The sequence below is a fragment of the Chryseobacterium sp. CFS2 genome, assembly GCF_036543225.1.
GTDB classification, from domain to species: domain Bacteria; phylum Bacteroidota; class Bacteroidia; order Flavobacteriales; family Weeksellaceae; genus Chryseobacterium; species Chryseobacterium culicis_A.
The window spans coordinates 12,689-28,982 of record NZ_JAZHQU010000016.1 but is presented as its reverse complement, the minus strand read 5'-3'; the positions used below and the strand labels follow the sequence as shown (position 1 = coordinate 28,982).

Sequence of the window (16,294 nt, the reverse complement as noted above, 5' to 3'; positions counted from 1 at the left end):
GTTTTCTCAATTTCTTTTAAAAAAATTGATCCGGTAGTTCAGCTGGTTAGAATGCCGCCCTGTCACGGCGGAGGTCGCGGGTTCGAGTCCCGTCCGGATCGCAACTGCGATATTAAAGTAGTCAGAATACTGTAAAATAGATCTATTTTACAGTATTTTTTTTGTGTTATATGTTTGAGGAGAATGAGTATGAAAAGCCTTTCTCGTAAGCTGTGCAATGGTTTTACTTTTTTAACTTTATTCTCAAAATATTCCTGATACGGAAGATTATATTTTGAATAAAAATTAACATATAATATTAAAATTAATAATAATAATTATTATCTTCGTTTGATAATAAAAACCACCAGGTGTTGAATTAATGAAAATGGTGTTTTAGGTTTATTTGTATATGGGGGATGTATTTAAAATCAGGGAGTTAAGGTATATGCCCAGGTGGTCGGTTTTTCTTATTGATATTTCTGTCATTTTTTTTTCTGTTTTAGTTTCATATTTGCTTTTAAATGGTCTAAAAGTAAAATTTAATTTTGCAGAATATCAAAATGAAAAAATATTTTCCGTAGTTGTTGTGAATGTTTTGTGTATACTTCTATTCAAAACGTATGCGGGAATTATAAGGCACTCTACTTTTTTTGATTTTTTTAAAATTTTATGGTCTTCGGGTAGTGCTCTTATTGCTATGCTGGGCCTTAATTTTATGTCAGAATTGATATTAGGTAAGCCTGTGTATTTGTATCCTGTTCTTTTTCTATTTTTCTTTATCTCTATTTTTCTGATGTTCTTTTTCAGAATGGCAACCAAACAGGTTTTTGGTATTTTGCTTCCTAAGGAGGTGGCACACAAAGAAAGAATTGTTATTGTAGGGGTGGAAGATACTTCTATTTCATTAGCAAAGGCTATTATTCATAATCCCGATCATCCTTACCGTCTGGCAGGATTTCTTAGCACAAGATCAGATTCTCAAAAGGCAATGTTGCTTGGTCATAAAATTTATAATAAAAAACAATTTTTCAAAAGTGATACGCTGAAAGGTCAATTTGATGCGGTTTTAATCAAGGATGTTATGACAAAGTCTGAGATGGAAGAATGGACCAGTCTTGCATTGGATAATGGGTTGAAGGTGTTAAAAGCATCTGTAGTCAATATCACAAAAGAAGATGATATTGTTAGAAATATCCGCCCGCTTCAGATAGAAGATTTACTTGATCGCCCGGTCATTAAAATAGAAAATGATGAGGTAAAGAGTTACCATGTTCATAAAAATATTTTAGTAACCGGAGGAGCCGGATCTATAGGAAGTGAAATTGTAAGGCAGGTTGCCCAGTTAAATTCCTCACTTATTGTTGTTGTAGATCAGGCCGAATCTCCTTTATATGAGTTACAGCTTGAGTTGTTGGAAAGATTCCCTAATCAAAGGTTCAAATTTGTATTGGCGGATATTTCGAACTATTCCAGAATGGAAAAATTGTTTGATGATAATCAGTTTTCAATAGTTTATCATGCCGCAGCATACAAACATGTCCCTTTAATAGAAGATAATCCGCATGAAGCTATTTTCGTAAACATTGGCGGGACTCAAAATGTAGCACTTTTATCAAAAAAATACAATGTTAATCGTTTTGTGATGGTTTCTACAGATAAAGCTGTAAACCCTACGAACGTGATGGGAGCTTCTAAAAGGACCGCTGAACTCTTTGTGCAGTCTCTGCAAAATTCTTCGCAGAACACAACAAAATTTATTACAACCCGTTTTGGAAATGTACTAGGTTCCAATGGTTCCGTAATACCCCATTTCAAAAAACAAATTGAAAAAGGAGGTCCGGTGACGATTACTCATCCTGATATCATTCGTTATTTCATGACTATTCCTGAGGCCTGCGAATTGGTACTGCAGGCAGGAACAATGGGGCAGGGAGGAGAAATTTATGTTTTTGATATGGGTAAACCGGTTAAAATTCTGGATTTGGCGGAAAGAATGATAAAATTATCAGGATATACTCCGGGTATTGATATCAAAATAGACTTTATAGGTTTAAGACCTGGTGAAAAGCTGTATGAGGAACTATTAACAGATCATTCTACCACTATTCCTACCCATCATGAGAAGATTATGATCTCAAGAGATCCGCTTATGGAGTTTGAAGAGATAGAAATTTTGTGTAAACAAATTATTCTGTCAGCAATGAATAAAGATAGTTTGCAGATTGTGAGAATATTAAAAACCATTGTGCCGGAATTTATAAGCAATAATTCCGAATTTGAAATTCTTGATAAGATATCTGAATATGAAGTATCTTGATGAAATTAAAGAATAAAATAACCAAAAAACTAATATAAAATAATAATTTTGCTATTTTATTTCCAAACGGAATGAAAATTGCTAGAGAAAGAATTAATTTAAATATACAGATTAATATACGCTTTACACCAGTAAAATTACTCGTAAAATAGTGAAATATATGGTTAGCTTCTTACAATAAGTATCTTAAATTAATTTAAATAGATTTAAAATAATAACACAAGTAGACTTAGAATAATAACATATGAATAAAAAGATTATTACATATATAACACTGTTATCGGTTATATTGTTATCATGCAGACCGAAGCAGAATATGGTTTATATGTCGAAACATAACATGGAAGAGGAGGTTGCGAAAGCAAAATATCAGGGCTTGCATATTCAGGAAGGAGATGTGCTTCTCATTCTTGTTTCCGCACTTGATGAAGTTGCTGTAAAACCTTTCAATCTTAATACAACAAATAAAGTAGGAAGCAATTCTAATACCGGAGTAAATCAATATGTTCAGCCAAGTGAGTATTTGGTAAATGAAGAAGGAAATATTTATTTTCCTGTAATAGGAAATGTATATACTAAAGGAATGACGCAGGTACAGCTTAAACAGGACCTGGAAACTAGGTTGAAAAGATACCTGACAGACCCTTTGGTTACGATTACCCTGAAAAATTTTAATGTAAGCATCTTAGGGGAAGTAAAGAATCCTGGACAGAAAGAAAGTATTTCCCAAAAGATCAATATTTTCCAGGCTCTTGGTCTTGCGGGTGATATGACAGATTTTGGAGACCGTACCAATGTAAAATTGATCCGTTCCGGAGATGATGGATCAGATCAGATTGTCAATGTTGATCTTACGAGATCAGATATTGTAAATTCACCGTACTATTATATGAGGCAGAACGACATATTGTATGTACAGCCGGACAAAAACAAACAGGTTCAGGCCAACTCTAATCCGAACAGAGCCCTTACATTCCAGATTATTGGTGCTTTACTGACAGCTGGTACACTTATTATTGCTTTAACTCGTAGATAAAATATGCAGCAGATAGAATTTCAGGAAAGTGAAGAGTCTTTAGATCTGAGAAAGATCATTGGAAAGTATTTAGGCAAATGGCCTTGGTTTATAGCATCTGTATTATTATTTGTTATCGTTGCCTTTGTATATCTTCGGTATGCTGTACCTCAGTATCAGTCTACCACAACTCTAAAATTTGATAAAAAACAATCGGATCTAAGTGGTGCTTTGATTGACCTTGACAATCTTGGGCTTGGCTTGGGAAATGCAGACGAGCTTAAAAGTGAGGTTGCTGTAGTAAGTTCCAGACCTATTTTGATGAAGGTTGTTGAAAACCTTAATCTCAATGTACAATATTATAACTCTGGTGAAATAAGGGATTCTGAATTATTCATAAAAGTACCTATCGAAGCCAAAATTATATCTTATAAAACTGATATCAAGAAATTTGTTTCATCCGAATATCTTGTGAAAGAAGTCAATGGAAATGATTTCGTTTTAGAGGGTATAGATCAGAAAAAAATAAAAGGTAGTTTCAATAAAAATCTGGCTCTTGATTTCGGAACTGTAGTTCTCCAAAAAGTTCCGGGACTTACTTTTAAGGATAAATATAAAATTGTGTTCTGGAATCCTCAAGAGAAGGTAAAATCTTTGGAAAAAAAGGTTCAGGTTGATATTCCGGATCAGAAAGCGATGCTTATGGACATTAGCATCATAGGAACTGTTCCTGAAAAATCAGAAGCTATTCTTAATGAAGTAACCAAACAGTATAACCTGGATGGGCTAAGAGATAAAAACTTACAAGCTCAAAATACTCAGGAGTTTATTGATAAACGATTAGAAGTTATTTCACGAGATCTTTCTGGCGTTGAAAATCAGAAAGAAGACTTCCAGAACCGTAACCGAATTGTAGACTTGCAGGCGCAGGCGCAGTTGGCGCTTCAAAATACGACCGATAACACAAAACAACTTCTTCAGCAGCAAACGCAGCTGGATCTCCTTAACTCTCTTCAATCTGAAGCTTCCAAGGGTTCTAATCAGCTTATGCCTTCTAATTTAGGATTAAACCCTTCTCTGGAACAGGCAATTTCACAATATAACACTCTTGTTATTAGTAGAAATAAAACTCTGAAGCAGGCTACCAATGAAAACCCTGCTGTGATAGAAATGAATAAGGAAATTTCATCATTGAAAGAAATTGTAAGAGATAATATAAGTCAGCAAAAGGCTACAATTCAGGCATCTATTGCACAGATAAACAGTCAGATTTCTGCCAGTAACGGAATGATTGAAAAAGTTCCCGGACAGTCGAAAGTTTACAGAGGTATCGAACGTCAGCAGAATCTTAAAGAACAGCTTTTCCTTTTCCTTTTACAGAAAAGAGAAGAGAACGCAATCAATCTTTCTGTTAATGTTCCGAAAGCTAAAATTGTAAATCCTGCTTATACAATTGATGCACCTGTCTCTCCAAAGAAGATTATAATTCTGTTGGCTGCACTTATATTAGGATTGCTTGCACCTGCAGGAATATTTTATCTTTTCTTTATGTGGGATGATAAAATTTACAATCGTGCCGATATTGCAGAAATTTCATCACTTGGGGTACTCGTAGATATTCCTTCGCTGAAAGACGATCAGAATCACCTTGTACAGAGAAACGATTTCTCAGAATTAGCAGAATCATTCAGAATATTGGTTTCCAATCTTAAATTTGTACTTCCTAAGAAAGATTCGGCGAAAGTCATATTGGTAACTTCTTCAGTGAAAGGAGAAGGAAAAACACTGGTTTCAGTGAATCTTGCTCTGACATTGGGAAGCAAAAACGGAAGATCGTTACTAATTGGTTCGGATGTTAGAAATCCACAGATACAGAGATATGATGATGAGCGTATTAAGAATACTGGTCTTACGGAATATTTATATGATGAAACGATAAATGTGGAAGATCTTATCCATACTTCCGATACCAATCCTGAATGTGATGTCATTTATGCAGGATCTATTCCTCCAAATCCTCAGGAACTTCTTTCTAACGGTCGTTATCAGAAGCTTATCAGTGAGATGTCATCCCGTTACGAATATATTGTGATTGATTCCGCTCCGCTGATGTTGGTTTCAGATACATTGAGTATTTCTGATACAGCTGATGCTTCTATATATGTTGTAAGATCAGGAGTATCAAGAAGAATATTAATAGAATTTGCAAATAAACTCGTAAAAGAATCAAAAATTAAAAATGTCTCTTTCGTAATTAATGATGTTGCTAAAAATGTAGGAGGATATGGCTACGGTTACAACTATGGCTATGGTTACGGATATACAGCTGATAATAAGAAAAGCTGGTGGCAAAAACTTTTTAATAAATAATCATCTTCAAAAATAGACATAGAAATAAAGTAAGAACATCACATTTAATATGAATATACAGAATAAAATTGGGGTAATCGGACTGGGGTATGTAGGATTACCTCTGGCCCGTTTATTTGCAACAAAATACGCGGTAGTTGGTTTTGATATTAATCAGGCCAGAATTGCAGAACTTAACAACGGAAAAGACTCTACTTTGGAGGTAGAAGATGAAGTACTGCAGCCGGTTTTAGTAAAAGAGAATCCCTTTTCAAGCTCATCAAAAGGATTGCTTTGCTCATGTGATCTGGAAGACATTAAAGAAGCAAACATCTATATCGTAACTGTTCCTACACCGGTAGACAAACATAATCGTCCCGATCTGACGCCTTTATATAAAGCATCTGAAACAGTAGGGAAGGTATTGAAAAAAGGAGATATTGTTATTTATGAATCTACTGTTTATCCTGGCGTTACAGAAGAAGAATGTATCCCTGTGCTGGAAAAAGTTTCGGGATTGAAATTTAACGAAGATTTTTTTGCAGGATACTCTCCTGAAAGAATCAATCCGGGAGATAAAGAACGTACCGTAGAGAAGATTTTAAAGGTAACTTCAGGTTCTACACCGGAAATTGGTAAAAAAGTAGACGAATTATATAAATCTGTAATTGCAGCAGGTACACATTTGGCACCGACTATCAAAGTAGCTGAAGCATCAAAAGTGATCGAAAATTCACAGCGTGATATTAATATTGCTTTTGTGAATGAGCTTGCAAAGATATTTAATCTCTTGAATATTGATACACATGCAGTTTTAGAAGCAGCAGGAACCAAATGGAATTTCCTGAAATTCAAGCCAGGATTGGTAGGAGGGCACTGCATTGGGGTAGATCCTTTCTATCTTGCTCAGAAAGCGCAGGATGTAGGATACTATTCTGAGTTGATCCTTACAGCAAGAAGACTGAATGATTCCATGGGGCAGTTTGTTGCTTCCGAGGTGGTAAAAACAATGATCAAGAAAAAAATCAACATTACAGATGCCAAAGTACTGAATCTTGGAATCACCTTTAAGGAAAACTGTCCGGATGTAAGAAATACGAAAGCAGCAGATGTTATTAATGCACTGGAAGACTATTCTATCAATGTGACAACGTATGATCCGTGGGCGAATCCGGAAGAAGTAATGCATGAATATGGCATTACATCTACAAATTCTATGGAAGATGTTAAAGAGAAGTTTGATGCAGTTGTTCTCACAGTTTCTCATGATGAATTCCTGAATATTGATCTTTCCAGTTATTTAAAAGAAGGTGGGGTTGTATATGATGTTAAAGGAATTTTAGAGAAATACGATAATCGTTTATAAAAAAGAAATTAGAAAATGAAAATAGCAGTAGTAGGAACAGGATATGTAGGTTTGTCTAATGCCGTCTTATTGGCCCAGCATAATGAAGTTGTAGCTTTAGATATTGTTCAGGAAAGAGTAGAATTGCTTAATTCTAAAAAATCGCCTATTGAGGATGAAGAGATCAGTACATTTTTAAGTACAAAACCGCTTAATTTTAAAGCTACTTTAGATAGAAAGGAAGCTTATGATAAAGCTGAATATATTATTGTTGCCACGCCCACAGATTATGATCCTACAACAAATTACTTCGACACAAGCAGTGTAGAAAATGTAATAAAGGAAATTGCAGAATATAATTCTGAAGCTGTAATTATTATTAAATCTACAGTTCCGGTGGGTTATACTGCAGAGTTAAAAAGCAGACTAAATACAAATAATGTGGTGTTTTCTCCTGAATTTTTAAGAGAAGGCAAAGCCCTGTATGATAATTTATATCCTTCCCGAATTATCGTGGGAGAACAGAGTGAGCGCGCAAAAATTTTTGCAGAATTACTGAAAGGAGGTGCCATAAAAAAGGATATTCCAGTTTTATTTACAAATCCTACAGAAGCAGAGGCAATTAAATTGTTTTCAAATACCTACTTAGCATTGCGTGTGGCTTATTTCAACGAATTAGACAGCTATGCACAGATCCATGAACTGGATACCCGTCAGATTGTAGAAGGTGTTGGTCTGGACCCAAGAATTGGTTCGCATTATAATAATCCGTCTTTTGGCTACGGAGGATATTGTCTGCCTAAAGATACCAAACAGCTTTTGGCAAATTATAACGCTGTTCCTAATAATATTATTCAGGCCATTGTAGATGCAAACAGAACCCGTAAAGACTTTATAGCAGATTCTGTACTTGCCAAAAAACCAAAAAAAGTAGGCGTTTTCCGTCTGATCATGAAATCAGGTTCAGACAACTTCAGAGCATCTGCTATACAAGGTGTAATGAAAAGGATTAAAGCTAAAGGAGTTGAAGTTGAAGTGTTTGAACCGGCTCTTAAGGAAGAATATTTTTTCGGTTCCAAAGTGGTAAAAGATTTAGTGAAATTTAAGGAAGAGTGTGACGTAATTATATCTAACCGTAACACTACTGAACTATCTGATGTCCAAAGTAAAGTATATACTAGAGATTTATTTGGAAATAACTAATGGAAAAAATATTAATAACAGGTTGTGCTGGATTTATTGGTTTTCATTTATGTGAAAAACTTTTAAATCTTGGCTATGTCGTTGTAGGTCTGGATAATATCAATGATTATTATGATATAAACCTGAAATATGATCGTTTAAAAGAATTAGGTATACATAGATCAGAAGCCGAAAAGGAAAATAATTTAGTTGAATCCTTTACATTTTCAAAATTTAGTTTTATACGTTTGAATTTAGAGGATAGAGAAAATTTGCCCAATCTTTTTAAAGTACAAAATTTTGACTATGTAATTAATTTGGCTGCTCAGGCAGGTGTTAGATACAGCTTAGAAAATCCGATGGCTTATGTTGACAGTAATTTGGTAGGTTTTGTAAACGTATTAGAATGCTGCCGACACAACAAAATTAAACATCTGGTATATGCATCAAGTTCATCTGTATATGGTGAAAACGATAAAATTCCGTTTGGTGAAAATGACCAAGTGGATCAGCCGGTAAGTTTGTATGCTGCAACCAAAAAAGCAAATGAATTAATGGCACATACTTATAGCCATTTATATAAACTTCCAACCTCTGGTTTGCGATTTTTTACAGTATATGGACCTTGGGGAAGACCAGATATGGCACCCATGCTGTTTGCTGATGCTATGACCAATAATAGAGAAATAAAGGTTTTCAATAATGGAGAAATGAGCAGAGATTTTACCTATATTGATGATATTGTAGAGGGAATTATCGTTACTCTCAACCATCCTTCTGATAAAGGTAATTTTTATCAATTATTCAATATTGGAAACGGATCTCCTGTATCATTATTATATTTTATTGAGTGCATGGAAAATTCTTTAGGATTAAAAGCAAATAAAAAAATGATGCCAATGCAGGCGGGAGACGTTGTAAGAACCTGGGCAGACACTACTGAGTTGAATGAATTAGGATATAAGTGTATTGTACCTATAGAAACAGGCGTTTCAAAATTTGTTGAATGGTTTAGTGATTATACAAATGAATAAGCTAATCAGCATAATTAAAAACAACGAAAAATTGGTAAAGAATTTTTCTTATTTATCAATTATCAAAATTGTAACATTGTTTTTACCGCTCTTTACTTATCCTTATTTATTGAAAACATTAGGTCAAAGTAACTATGGATTATTAATATATTCTCAGGCGGTTGTTGGATATTTTGTTATTTTCGTAAATTTCGGATTCAGTATTACAACAACTAGAGAAATTTCCCAAAATAGAGATAACTTATCAAGAATATCAGAGATAATATCAGCTACTTACTTTGCTAAAGTTTTATTTTTTGTTATTTCGCTTTTAATCTTGTATTTGTTGAGCATATATATAAATGATATTCATCAACACTTTTCTTTATTTTTATACACTTTATTATGGCTGGGATTATTTGAAGTTTTTTTTCCAATATATTATTTTCAGGGAGTTGAAAAAATGAAATATATAACGATGATTACTCTTGTCAGCAGGGTGATTTTCTTTATTTGTATTTTTATTTTTATCAAATCGAAAAATGACTATGTACTTTTTCCTATAATAAATTTAGCAGGTTCCCTTGTAGGAATTATTTGCTCGCTTTATATTCTTTATAAAGATGGAATAAGATTAATAAAACCCTCATTTAAAGAGACTATTTATCATATAAAAAGTTCCTATATAATGGGATTGGCACTTGGCTCTAATTCTTTGAAATCAAATTTAAATCTTATTTTAATTAAGAATGTTCTTAGCTTTAATGAGGTTGCTGTATTTGATTTAATTTCAAAGTTGTTGAATATAGCAAATACTGTAATAGACTTAATTAGTCAAACGGTTTTTCCAAAGCTAGCGAAGGAAAAAAATAAAAAATTCTTTTTAAAGCTTTTAAAATTCGTTACAGTAATATCTATAGCCATGACTCTTTTATATATAGCTTTTGGAAATATGGCTATTGATCTTCTTTCAAATAATCAAATAAAAAATGCATATCCTGTTTTGATTTTAATGAGTGTGATGGTTCCTATATATTCCATCGGAACAATGTTAGGAAGAAATTGCTTGAATGTATACGGATATGACAGACATGTACTTTATAGTATGATCATATCAAGTTTCATATATATTCTGGTTTACTTATTACTTAAAACTATTCTAAAAGTAGACTTCAACATATATGTGTTTGTTGGTGTTTATTTATTATCATTTTTTGTTGATACTTTATATAGATATATTATCTGTAAAAAAGAAAAACTAATTTAATATGAAGAAGTTATATAGAAATTTGATAAAACTGTACCAATATGTGTACAACTTATTTTACAGTATATTTTGCCTTAATAATGTAAGAATTTTTGTTAATAATCACATTACAGTAGGTCTTAAGTATATAAAAAAACAAAAAACAAACTTTCCTCACCCAATAGGAATTGTGATAGGGCAGAAAGTGGTTTTAGGAAATAATTGTACCATATATCAAAATGTTACCATTGGATCTAAAGATACGGCAAACTATAAAACCAGTAAATACCCAACCTTAGGTGATAATGTAACGGTATATCCTAATAGTATAATAATAGGTAATGTGAAAATTGGAAACAATGCCATCATCGGTGCGGGTTCGTTAGTTCTTACTGATGTAGAAGAGAACTCTATAGTAGCAGGAGTACCTGCAAAAAAGATTGAAAAGAAATAGTATGGTTAGTGCAAGTGTAATAATGTCTGTCTATAATGAAAAGATTGATTGGGTTAAGGAATCAATCGAATCCATTATTCATCAGACTTTTAAAGACTTTGAATTTTTAATAGTATTAGATAAACCTGATAATATTGAATTAAAAGAATATATACATTCAATTTGTGAAAGTGATAACAGAGTTATTTTCATTATTAATGAATCCAATATAGGTTTAACAAAGTCACTAAATAAGGCGATCAGCATGTCTACCGGTCAGTATATTATCAGAATGGATGCTGATGATATTTCTGTTAAAGATAGGTTTGAAAAGCAAATAGCCTTTATGAACTCAAATAAAGACATTTTAGCTTCAGGCGGTAGCATAGAAAAATTTGGTAATACAAGTGAACTTCTACATATAGAGACGGATTCGACAAAAATTTTGGAAAAATTTGTTATTCCCAGTCCACTCTATCCTCCATTACCACATCCTACTGCTATCATTAGGAGAGAAGTTTTTTTTGAAATGGGAGTTCGCTATAATGAGGACTTTTTAGTGACTCAGGATTATGAGTTGTGGAATACTATTATTAAGATAGGAAAGATTGGTAATCTTGAAGATATATTATTAAAATATAGAATAACAGATAATCAAATTACTAGTAATAAAAAGCAATTACAGAGAACAAATAAAAGTAAAATAATAAAAAATCATATTGAGTTTTTTATTAATAAAAATACTAAAGGAAATTATAAAATTCCCTCTAAAATAACAATTAACGAAATCAAAGAATTAAAAGTTTTTCAAGATAGAAGTGAATTATTATTTAGAAATCAACTTACAAATTTTATAATTTGTTATTATCTATCATTAGATAATTATAGTGTTTCCAGTCTGTTTTATTTCATAACACACGATTTTTTTAATAATAGAATACCTAATTCTCTTAAGAAAACTATACTCTTAAATCATATTAGGAAAAATCCAAAAATTATTCAGTAAAATAAATGAAGTATAAAATATTCTTATATATATTATTATTTTGCTATATATATCCTATATATATGAAATTTTTCCCTATCCCAACCGATAGAATTATTCAGGTATTGGGGTTAGGGTTTATTTTCGTGGATATTCCATACAGAAAATTAGTTTTTAAGATTAAAAATCTCAGCTCATTTTATTTTGCTTCATTATTAATTTTAGTTGTAATACTAATTGTTCAGAACTGGAACTATAGTTCACTTGATCTTTACTATTTTAAAGATCATTTTGATATCTTTTTGTATTTTTTTCCAGCCTATCTTATCATTTATATTTTATATAAAATTAATAAGGATAAAATTGTTAGTAATTTATTAGATTCCATTGTTATCCTTGCAGCATTACAGGCTATTATTTCTTTGGTTTTCTTTTTCGTACCATCTATATTTGACGCCTATACTTCTTTGTTATCTCAAAATGCAAGTCAGGGTTTAACAAGTAGATTAGGACAGGTTGAAAAAAGATTAATAGGTGTTGGAAGTGCTTTTTTTACGGGTGTAATAAAATATGCTGTTGCTTTTTTCATAGCTATTATTCTTCCCTATTTAAAAACTGATTTATATAAAAGAAAAACAATTTATATAATATCCTTTGTGTTAATCATAATTGCCGGATTGATGACAGGAAGAACTTTTTTCGTTGCTATTTGCTTGGGATTAGTTTTATACCTTTTGATTGATCCCCGAAATACCCTTAGACTTATATATAAGGTTATCCCATCAATTCTTGTAATAACAATGGTAATATATTCAATAATGATTTCAATAGGAAATCAAGAGCGTATTGACAGGGTTTTTAATTTTGTTTTTGAATTATTTATTAATTATCAAAAAAGTGGAGAACTTACAAGTTCTTCAACTGAAGGGTCTATAAGTATGTATAAATTTCCAAAGACATTAAAAACATGGGTCATTGGAGATGGAAGGATGCAAAACCCAAATGGTTCATATTATATGGGATCAGATATAGGGTATGTTCGAATGATTTTCTATTTTGGGATCATCTCCACCGTACTCTATATGATGTATCAGGCATACTTATGTTATTTACTGTCAAAAAAAAGCCCTTCGTGGATCTTCAAAGCATTTTGTTTAATCGTATTATCTTGGATAATTATTTTAAACTTTAAAGGGTTAGCGAATTTGAACCTCTATCTGTTATTGTTTTTTATCGCGTTAGGTGTTAATAATGTTGTTGCTAAACAAAATAGCATGATCAAAAATAAAAATATAAAATGATAATTGATTTTTTAGATAGGGTTTATTCTTCATTAAGATCTAAAGAAAATAAGATCGAGTCATTATTCAGGTTTATTATTAGAAAGCTAAGCAATCTGATATTACCACTATACCTTAATCTTACAAAAAAAGATTCAAGGTTGCCATTAGGTGATAAGGAAAATATTATCGTATCACTCACAACATTTCCGGGAAGGATATCCAAATTATGGATGGTTATAGAATGTATGTTACGACAAACTTTGCTTCCCAATAAAATTGTATTGTATTTAGCAAAAGATCAATTTCCGAATGGGTTAAAAGATATACCGGATAATTTGCTGGGGTACTATGAAAAGAAGCAATTAGAAATAAAATTTGTAGAGGAAGATCTCAGGTCTCATAAAAAATATTACTATGCCTTTAAGGAGTATCAAAACGATGTTATCATAACAATAGATGATGATATTTTTTATCCATCCAATATCATTAAAGATTTAATGGATTTGCATGAAAAATTTCCTGATACAATTTGTTGTCACAGAGCGCATAAAATCGTGAGAAATGATGATAATACTATAAGCAAATATTCTAAATGGAAAAAAGTCTTTGGAAATTTTGGACCAACATTTGATCTATTTCACACAAGTGGGGGAGGAACTTTGTATAAGACTGATTTTTTTAGTGAAGAAGTTGTAAACAAAGATGCTTTTGTCAGCTTATGTTTTATGGCAGACGATGTCTGGCTGAATATTATGGCTCAGTTGAATAAGACAAAGACCGTGAAATCCAGTTATTTTTCAAACTTAATTCCCATTGAAAATAAAAATTCACTCTTTAAATTAAGCCAGGAAAATGTGGCAGATGGAGGTAATGATAAGCAGTTACAGAATCTGATTCAAAATTATAATATTAATAATTATGAAATATTTAAGTGATTTTATAAAGCTTAGTGCAGTATTATTATTTAGCTTTTCTTTTGCTCAGCAAAACAGAGTAAGCAGATATAATGCAGATATGCAGGCATCCAAAAGTTTTGGTGTGCAGAAAATGGAACTGTCATCGGTGAGTAAAAATACTTACGATTTCATGGCATTAGGATATTTTATCAATGCAAATAACAATATGTATCTTAAGACAAAAGATAAAAAATACATTGATACTAATATTTCTGTCATAAAACCCATTCTTATTGATAGCAATTCGAATACGTCATACCAAAAAAATGGTTGGGTGATGAATGCAGGAAAAGGCAATCAGAATGCAAAAGAGAACGGAAAGGAACATTTAATTTCAGAAGGCTATTTTTTCAGATACATCGGTGAGTTTTTGGATATATTAACCAAGAATAAACTGTATACAAATTATCAGCCGGCGATAGAAAGTGGTTTAAAATACTCCTTCGATAAATGGAAAGACAGAAGCTTCAGCCAATATGGAGATTATTCATTATTGTTTCATCAGAGGCTTCACACCGGAGCAAATTGGGCTGTTGTTGCGTTATATCTGATGAAGTATGATCAATCCAATAAAAATTCATATGCCACATTTGTAAATCAGTTTGATCAGCAGCTTAAAAAAGCATTGGTTTTAAATAAAGGCACAGGTAGCGTTTTGTATTATACGTGGAACAGTACCTATCCGGATACTTTTTGTAAGGCGCTACAGAAAATTAAAAATTATAAACCGGTTGTACAGGATGTATCGCATGGAAATCATGTCGTATTATATTTAATAAAAGCAAAAGAATTGGGAAATGCCAATTGGGCTGACTTTAATTTCAGCTACCTCTGCAATACCTTGAAGCTTAAGATTCTTAAAGGAGATAGTATTGCCGATAATGTAGATGGTTCTACAGATCCAAGTGTACAGAATACAGGATGGAAAATATCCGATGGCTGGATGAAACTTATCTATTTTGATGCCAGTTTATATCCATTAATCGAAAAAAATCTTACCAATTACAGTAATAAAATTAGCAATTCTTCTTTAGAGCTGCAGTTTAATTCAATTTATCCATAATGATACTTCACATTACAAACGATTACTCAGGATCTACAGTTTATAAGAATTTAGTGAGGGAACTGGATAATAACGGGGTAGAGCAGATTGTATATAATCCATTTAGGGAAGTTTCCAGAATAGGGAAAAATAAAATAGATTTTAAAAATACCCGCTCTCAGATTATCTACAGCCATATTTTATCAAAATATGCAGATCGGGTTTTGTATAAGAAAAAAATAAAAAAAATAGTACAAGACATTGAAGCAAAAATAGACCTCAAGACCGTCAGATTTATTCATGCTCACACATGGTATAGTGATGGTGGAGTAGCCTATGAGCTTCATAAAAAATATAATATTCCCTACATATTAGCCGTACGTAATACGGATCTTAATGTGTTTTTAAAATATTTTCTGCACGAAAGAGGCTATGGTAAAAAAATACTTCTGAATGCAAATAAGATCATAACCATTTCGGCAGTCTATAAAAAAAGAATGCTGGAAGATCCCCGCCTGTCTCATATCCTGAACGATCTACAGCAAAAAGTAATGGTGATCCCAAATGGGGTAGATCCTTACTGGATAGAATCAAGAGTTGAGAAAAGGAAAACTGTAGAGGATGAAAAAAGCATTCAGTTGCTTTATATAGGGAAATTTAATAAGGGAAAAAATGTCTTCAACCTTATTAATGCTGTTAAGAATCATAATCACAAAATTCAGAATAGGATAAAATTAACACTGATTGGAGGAGGTGGAAATGACGAGAAAAGGATTATGGATTCTATTAAAAACGATCATTCCTTTGAGTTTGTAGGAAAAGTAGACAGTCTGCCTGTTTTAAAATCCTATTACGAACGAAGCGACTACTTTACAATGCCTTCCAAAGCAGAAACCTTTGGCTTGGTCTATATAGAAGCGCTTCTGCAGGGTTTACCGGTGATGTACACGCAAAATGAAGGGATCGACGGTTTTTATGATGATACGATCGGGGAAAAAGTGGAAGACACTTCTGTTTCTGCAATCGAACGAGGACTTGAACGTTTAATCCAAAAACGAGATCATTATAGTTTTGATATTGAACAATTGTTAGAAAATCATGACTGGAAGAAAATAGCTGAAGTATACCAACAATTATATACATAAA

Annotated in this window: 13 protein-coding genes and 1 tRNA gene; all 14 read left to right on the top strand. The window is 32.3% G+C overall.

Going from position 1 to position 16,294, the window contains the following annotated elements:
* Positions 1-27 precede the first annotated feature (27 nt).
* The 14 genes from ODR02_RS23335 (at position 28) to ODR02_RS23270 (ending at position 16,293) form a co-directional block, all read left to right on the top strand.
* Positions 28-101 (top strand) — tRNA-Asp (locus ODR02_RS23335).
* Between the two features lie 290 nt (positions 102-391).
* Positions 392-2,299 carry a polysaccharide biosynthesis protein gene (locus tag ODR02_RS23330; protein ID WP_309513705.1) on the top strand — a complete coding sequence of 636 codons (1,908 nt, stop codon included), beginning with the start codon at positions 392-394 and terminating at the stop codon, positions 2,297-2,299.
* 325 nt (positions 2,300-2,624) lie between these two features.
* Positions 2,625-3,335, top strand: coding sequence for a polysaccharide biosynthesis/export family protein (locus ODR02_RS23325; RefSeq protein WP_309513704.1), 711 nt, complete (start codon positions 2,625-2,627; stop codon positions 3,333-3,335).
* Between the two features lie 3 nt (positions 3,336-3,338).
* Complete coding sequence (locus ODR02_RS23320; RefSeq protein WP_309513703.1) at positions 3,339-5,684, top strand: GumC family protein; 2,346 nt, start codon at positions 3,339-3,341, stop codon at positions 5,682-5,684.
* Positions 5,685-5,733: 49 nt separating this feature from the next.
* Complete coding sequence (locus ODR02_RS23315; protein ID WP_309513702.1) at positions 5,734-7,029, top strand: nucleotide sugar dehydrogenase; 1,296 nt, start codon at positions 5,734-5,736, stop codon at positions 7,027-7,029.
* A gap of 15 nt (positions 7,030-7,044) precedes the next feature.
* The gene (locus ODR02_RS23310; protein WP_309513701.1) at positions 7,045-8,211 is read left to right on the top strand and encodes a nucleotide sugar dehydrogenase; all 1,167 of its coding nucleotides are present in this window, start codon (positions 7,045-7,047) and stop codon (positions 8,209-8,211) included.
* A complete protein-coding gene (locus tag ODR02_RS23305; protein ID WP_309513700.1) occupies positions 8,211-9,224 on the top strand; it encodes an NAD-dependent epimerase in 1,014 nt (337 codons plus the stop codon). The genes ODR02_RS23310 and ODR02_RS23305 overlap by 1 nt, the downstream gene beginning before the upstream one ends.
* Positions 9,217-10,470: an oligosaccharide flippase family protein gene (locus tag ODR02_RS23300; RefSeq protein ID WP_309513699.1), complete on the top strand. Its 1,254-nt coding sequence runs from the start codon at positions 9,217-9,219 to the stop codon at positions 10,468-10,470. Before ODR02_RS23305 ends, ODR02_RS23300 begins: the two co-directional genes overlap by 8 nt.
* 1 nt (position 10,471) lies before the next feature.
* On the top strand, positions 10,472-10,903 hold the full coding sequence (locus tag ODR02_RS23295) for a serine O-acetyltransferase (RefSeq protein WP_309513698.1): 432 nt from the start codon (positions 10,472-10,474) through the stop codon (positions 10,901-10,903).
* Between the two features lies 1 nt (position 10,904).
* Entirely contained in the window at positions 10,905-11,888 is a 984-nt protein-coding gene (locus ODR02_RS23290) for a glycosyltransferase (protein WP_309513697.1), read from the top strand.
* A gap of 62 nt (positions 11,889-11,950) precedes the next feature.
* Positions 11,951-13,168, top strand: coding sequence for a hypothetical protein (locus tag ODR02_RS23285; protein ID WP_209785646.1), 1,218 nt, complete (start codon positions 11,951-11,953; stop codon positions 13,166-13,168).
* Entirely contained in the window at positions 13,165-14,085 is a 921-nt protein-coding gene (locus tag ODR02_RS23280; protein WP_309513696.1) for a glycosyltransferase, read from the top strand. Before ODR02_RS23285 ends, ODR02_RS23280 begins: the two co-directional genes overlap by 4 nt.
* A complete protein-coding gene (locus ODR02_RS23275; RefSeq protein WP_309513695.1) occupies positions 14,069-15,169 on the top strand; it encodes a hypothetical protein in 1,101 nt (366 codons plus the stop codon). Before ODR02_RS23280 ends, ODR02_RS23275 begins: the two co-directional genes overlap by 17 nt.
* On the top strand, positions 15,169-16,293 hold the full coding sequence (locus ODR02_RS23270; protein ID WP_309513694.1) for a glycosyltransferase: 1,125 nt from the start codon (positions 15,169-15,171) through the stop codon (positions 16,291-16,293). The genes ODR02_RS23275 and ODR02_RS23270 overlap by 1 nt, the downstream gene beginning before the upstream one ends.
* Position 16,294 lies beyond the last annotated feature (1 nt).

What these genes read in the sequence shown, in the direction of transcription:
- ODR02_RS23325 (WP_309513704.1), top strand. Translation starts at nt 2,625, where the DNA reads ATGTCGAAACATAACATGGAAGAGGAGGTTGCGAAAGCAAAATATCAG.
- ODR02_RS23285 (WP_209785646.1), top strand. Translation starts at nt 11,951, where the DNA reads ATGAAATTTTTCCCTATCCCAACCGATAGAATTATTCAGGTATTGGGG.
- ODR02_RS23290 (WP_309513697.1), top strand. Translation starts at nt 10,905, where the DNA reads ATGGTTAGTGCAAGTGTAATAATGTCTGTCTATAATGAAAAGATTGAT.
- ODR02_RS23270 (WP_309513694.1), top strand. Translation starts at nt 15,169, where the DNA reads ATGATACTTCACATTACAAACGATTACTCAGGATCTACAGTTTATAAG.
- ODR02_RS23315 (WP_309513702.1), top strand. Translation starts at nt 5,734, where the DNA reads ATGAATATACAGAATAAAATTGGGGTAATCGGACTGGGGTATGTAGGA.
- ODR02_RS23300 (WP_309513699.1), top strand. Translation starts at nt 9,217, where the DNA reads ATGAATAAGCTAATCAGCATAATTAAAAACAACGAAAAATTGGTAAAG.
- ODR02_RS23295 (WP_309513698.1), top strand. Translation starts at nt 10,472, where the DNA reads ATGAAGAAGTTATATAGAAATTTGATAAAACTGTACCAATATGTGTAC.
- ODR02_RS23280 (WP_309513696.1), top strand. Translation starts at nt 13,165, where the DNA reads ATGATAATTGATTTTTTAGATAGGGTTTATTCTTCATTAAGATCTAAA.
- ODR02_RS23320 (WP_309513703.1), top strand. Translation starts at nt 3,339, where the DNA reads ATGCAGCAGATAGAATTTCAGGAAAGTGAAGAGTCTTTAGATCTGAGA.
- ODR02_RS23275 (WP_309513695.1), top strand. Translation starts at nt 14,069, where the DNA reads ATGAAATATTTAAGTGATTTTATAAAGCTTAGTGCAGTATTATTATTT.
- ODR02_RS23330 (WP_309513705.1), top strand. Translation starts at nt 392, where the DNA reads ATGGGGGATGTATTTAAAATCAGGGAGTTAAGGTATATGCCCAGGTGG.
- ODR02_RS23310 (WP_309513701.1), top strand. Translation starts at nt 7,045, where the DNA reads ATGAAAATAGCAGTAGTAGGAACAGGATATGTAGGTTTGTCTAATGCC.
- ODR02_RS23305 (WP_309513700.1), top strand. Translation starts at nt 8,211, where the DNA reads ATGGAAAAAATATTAATAACAGGTTGTGCTGGATTTATTGGTTTTCAT.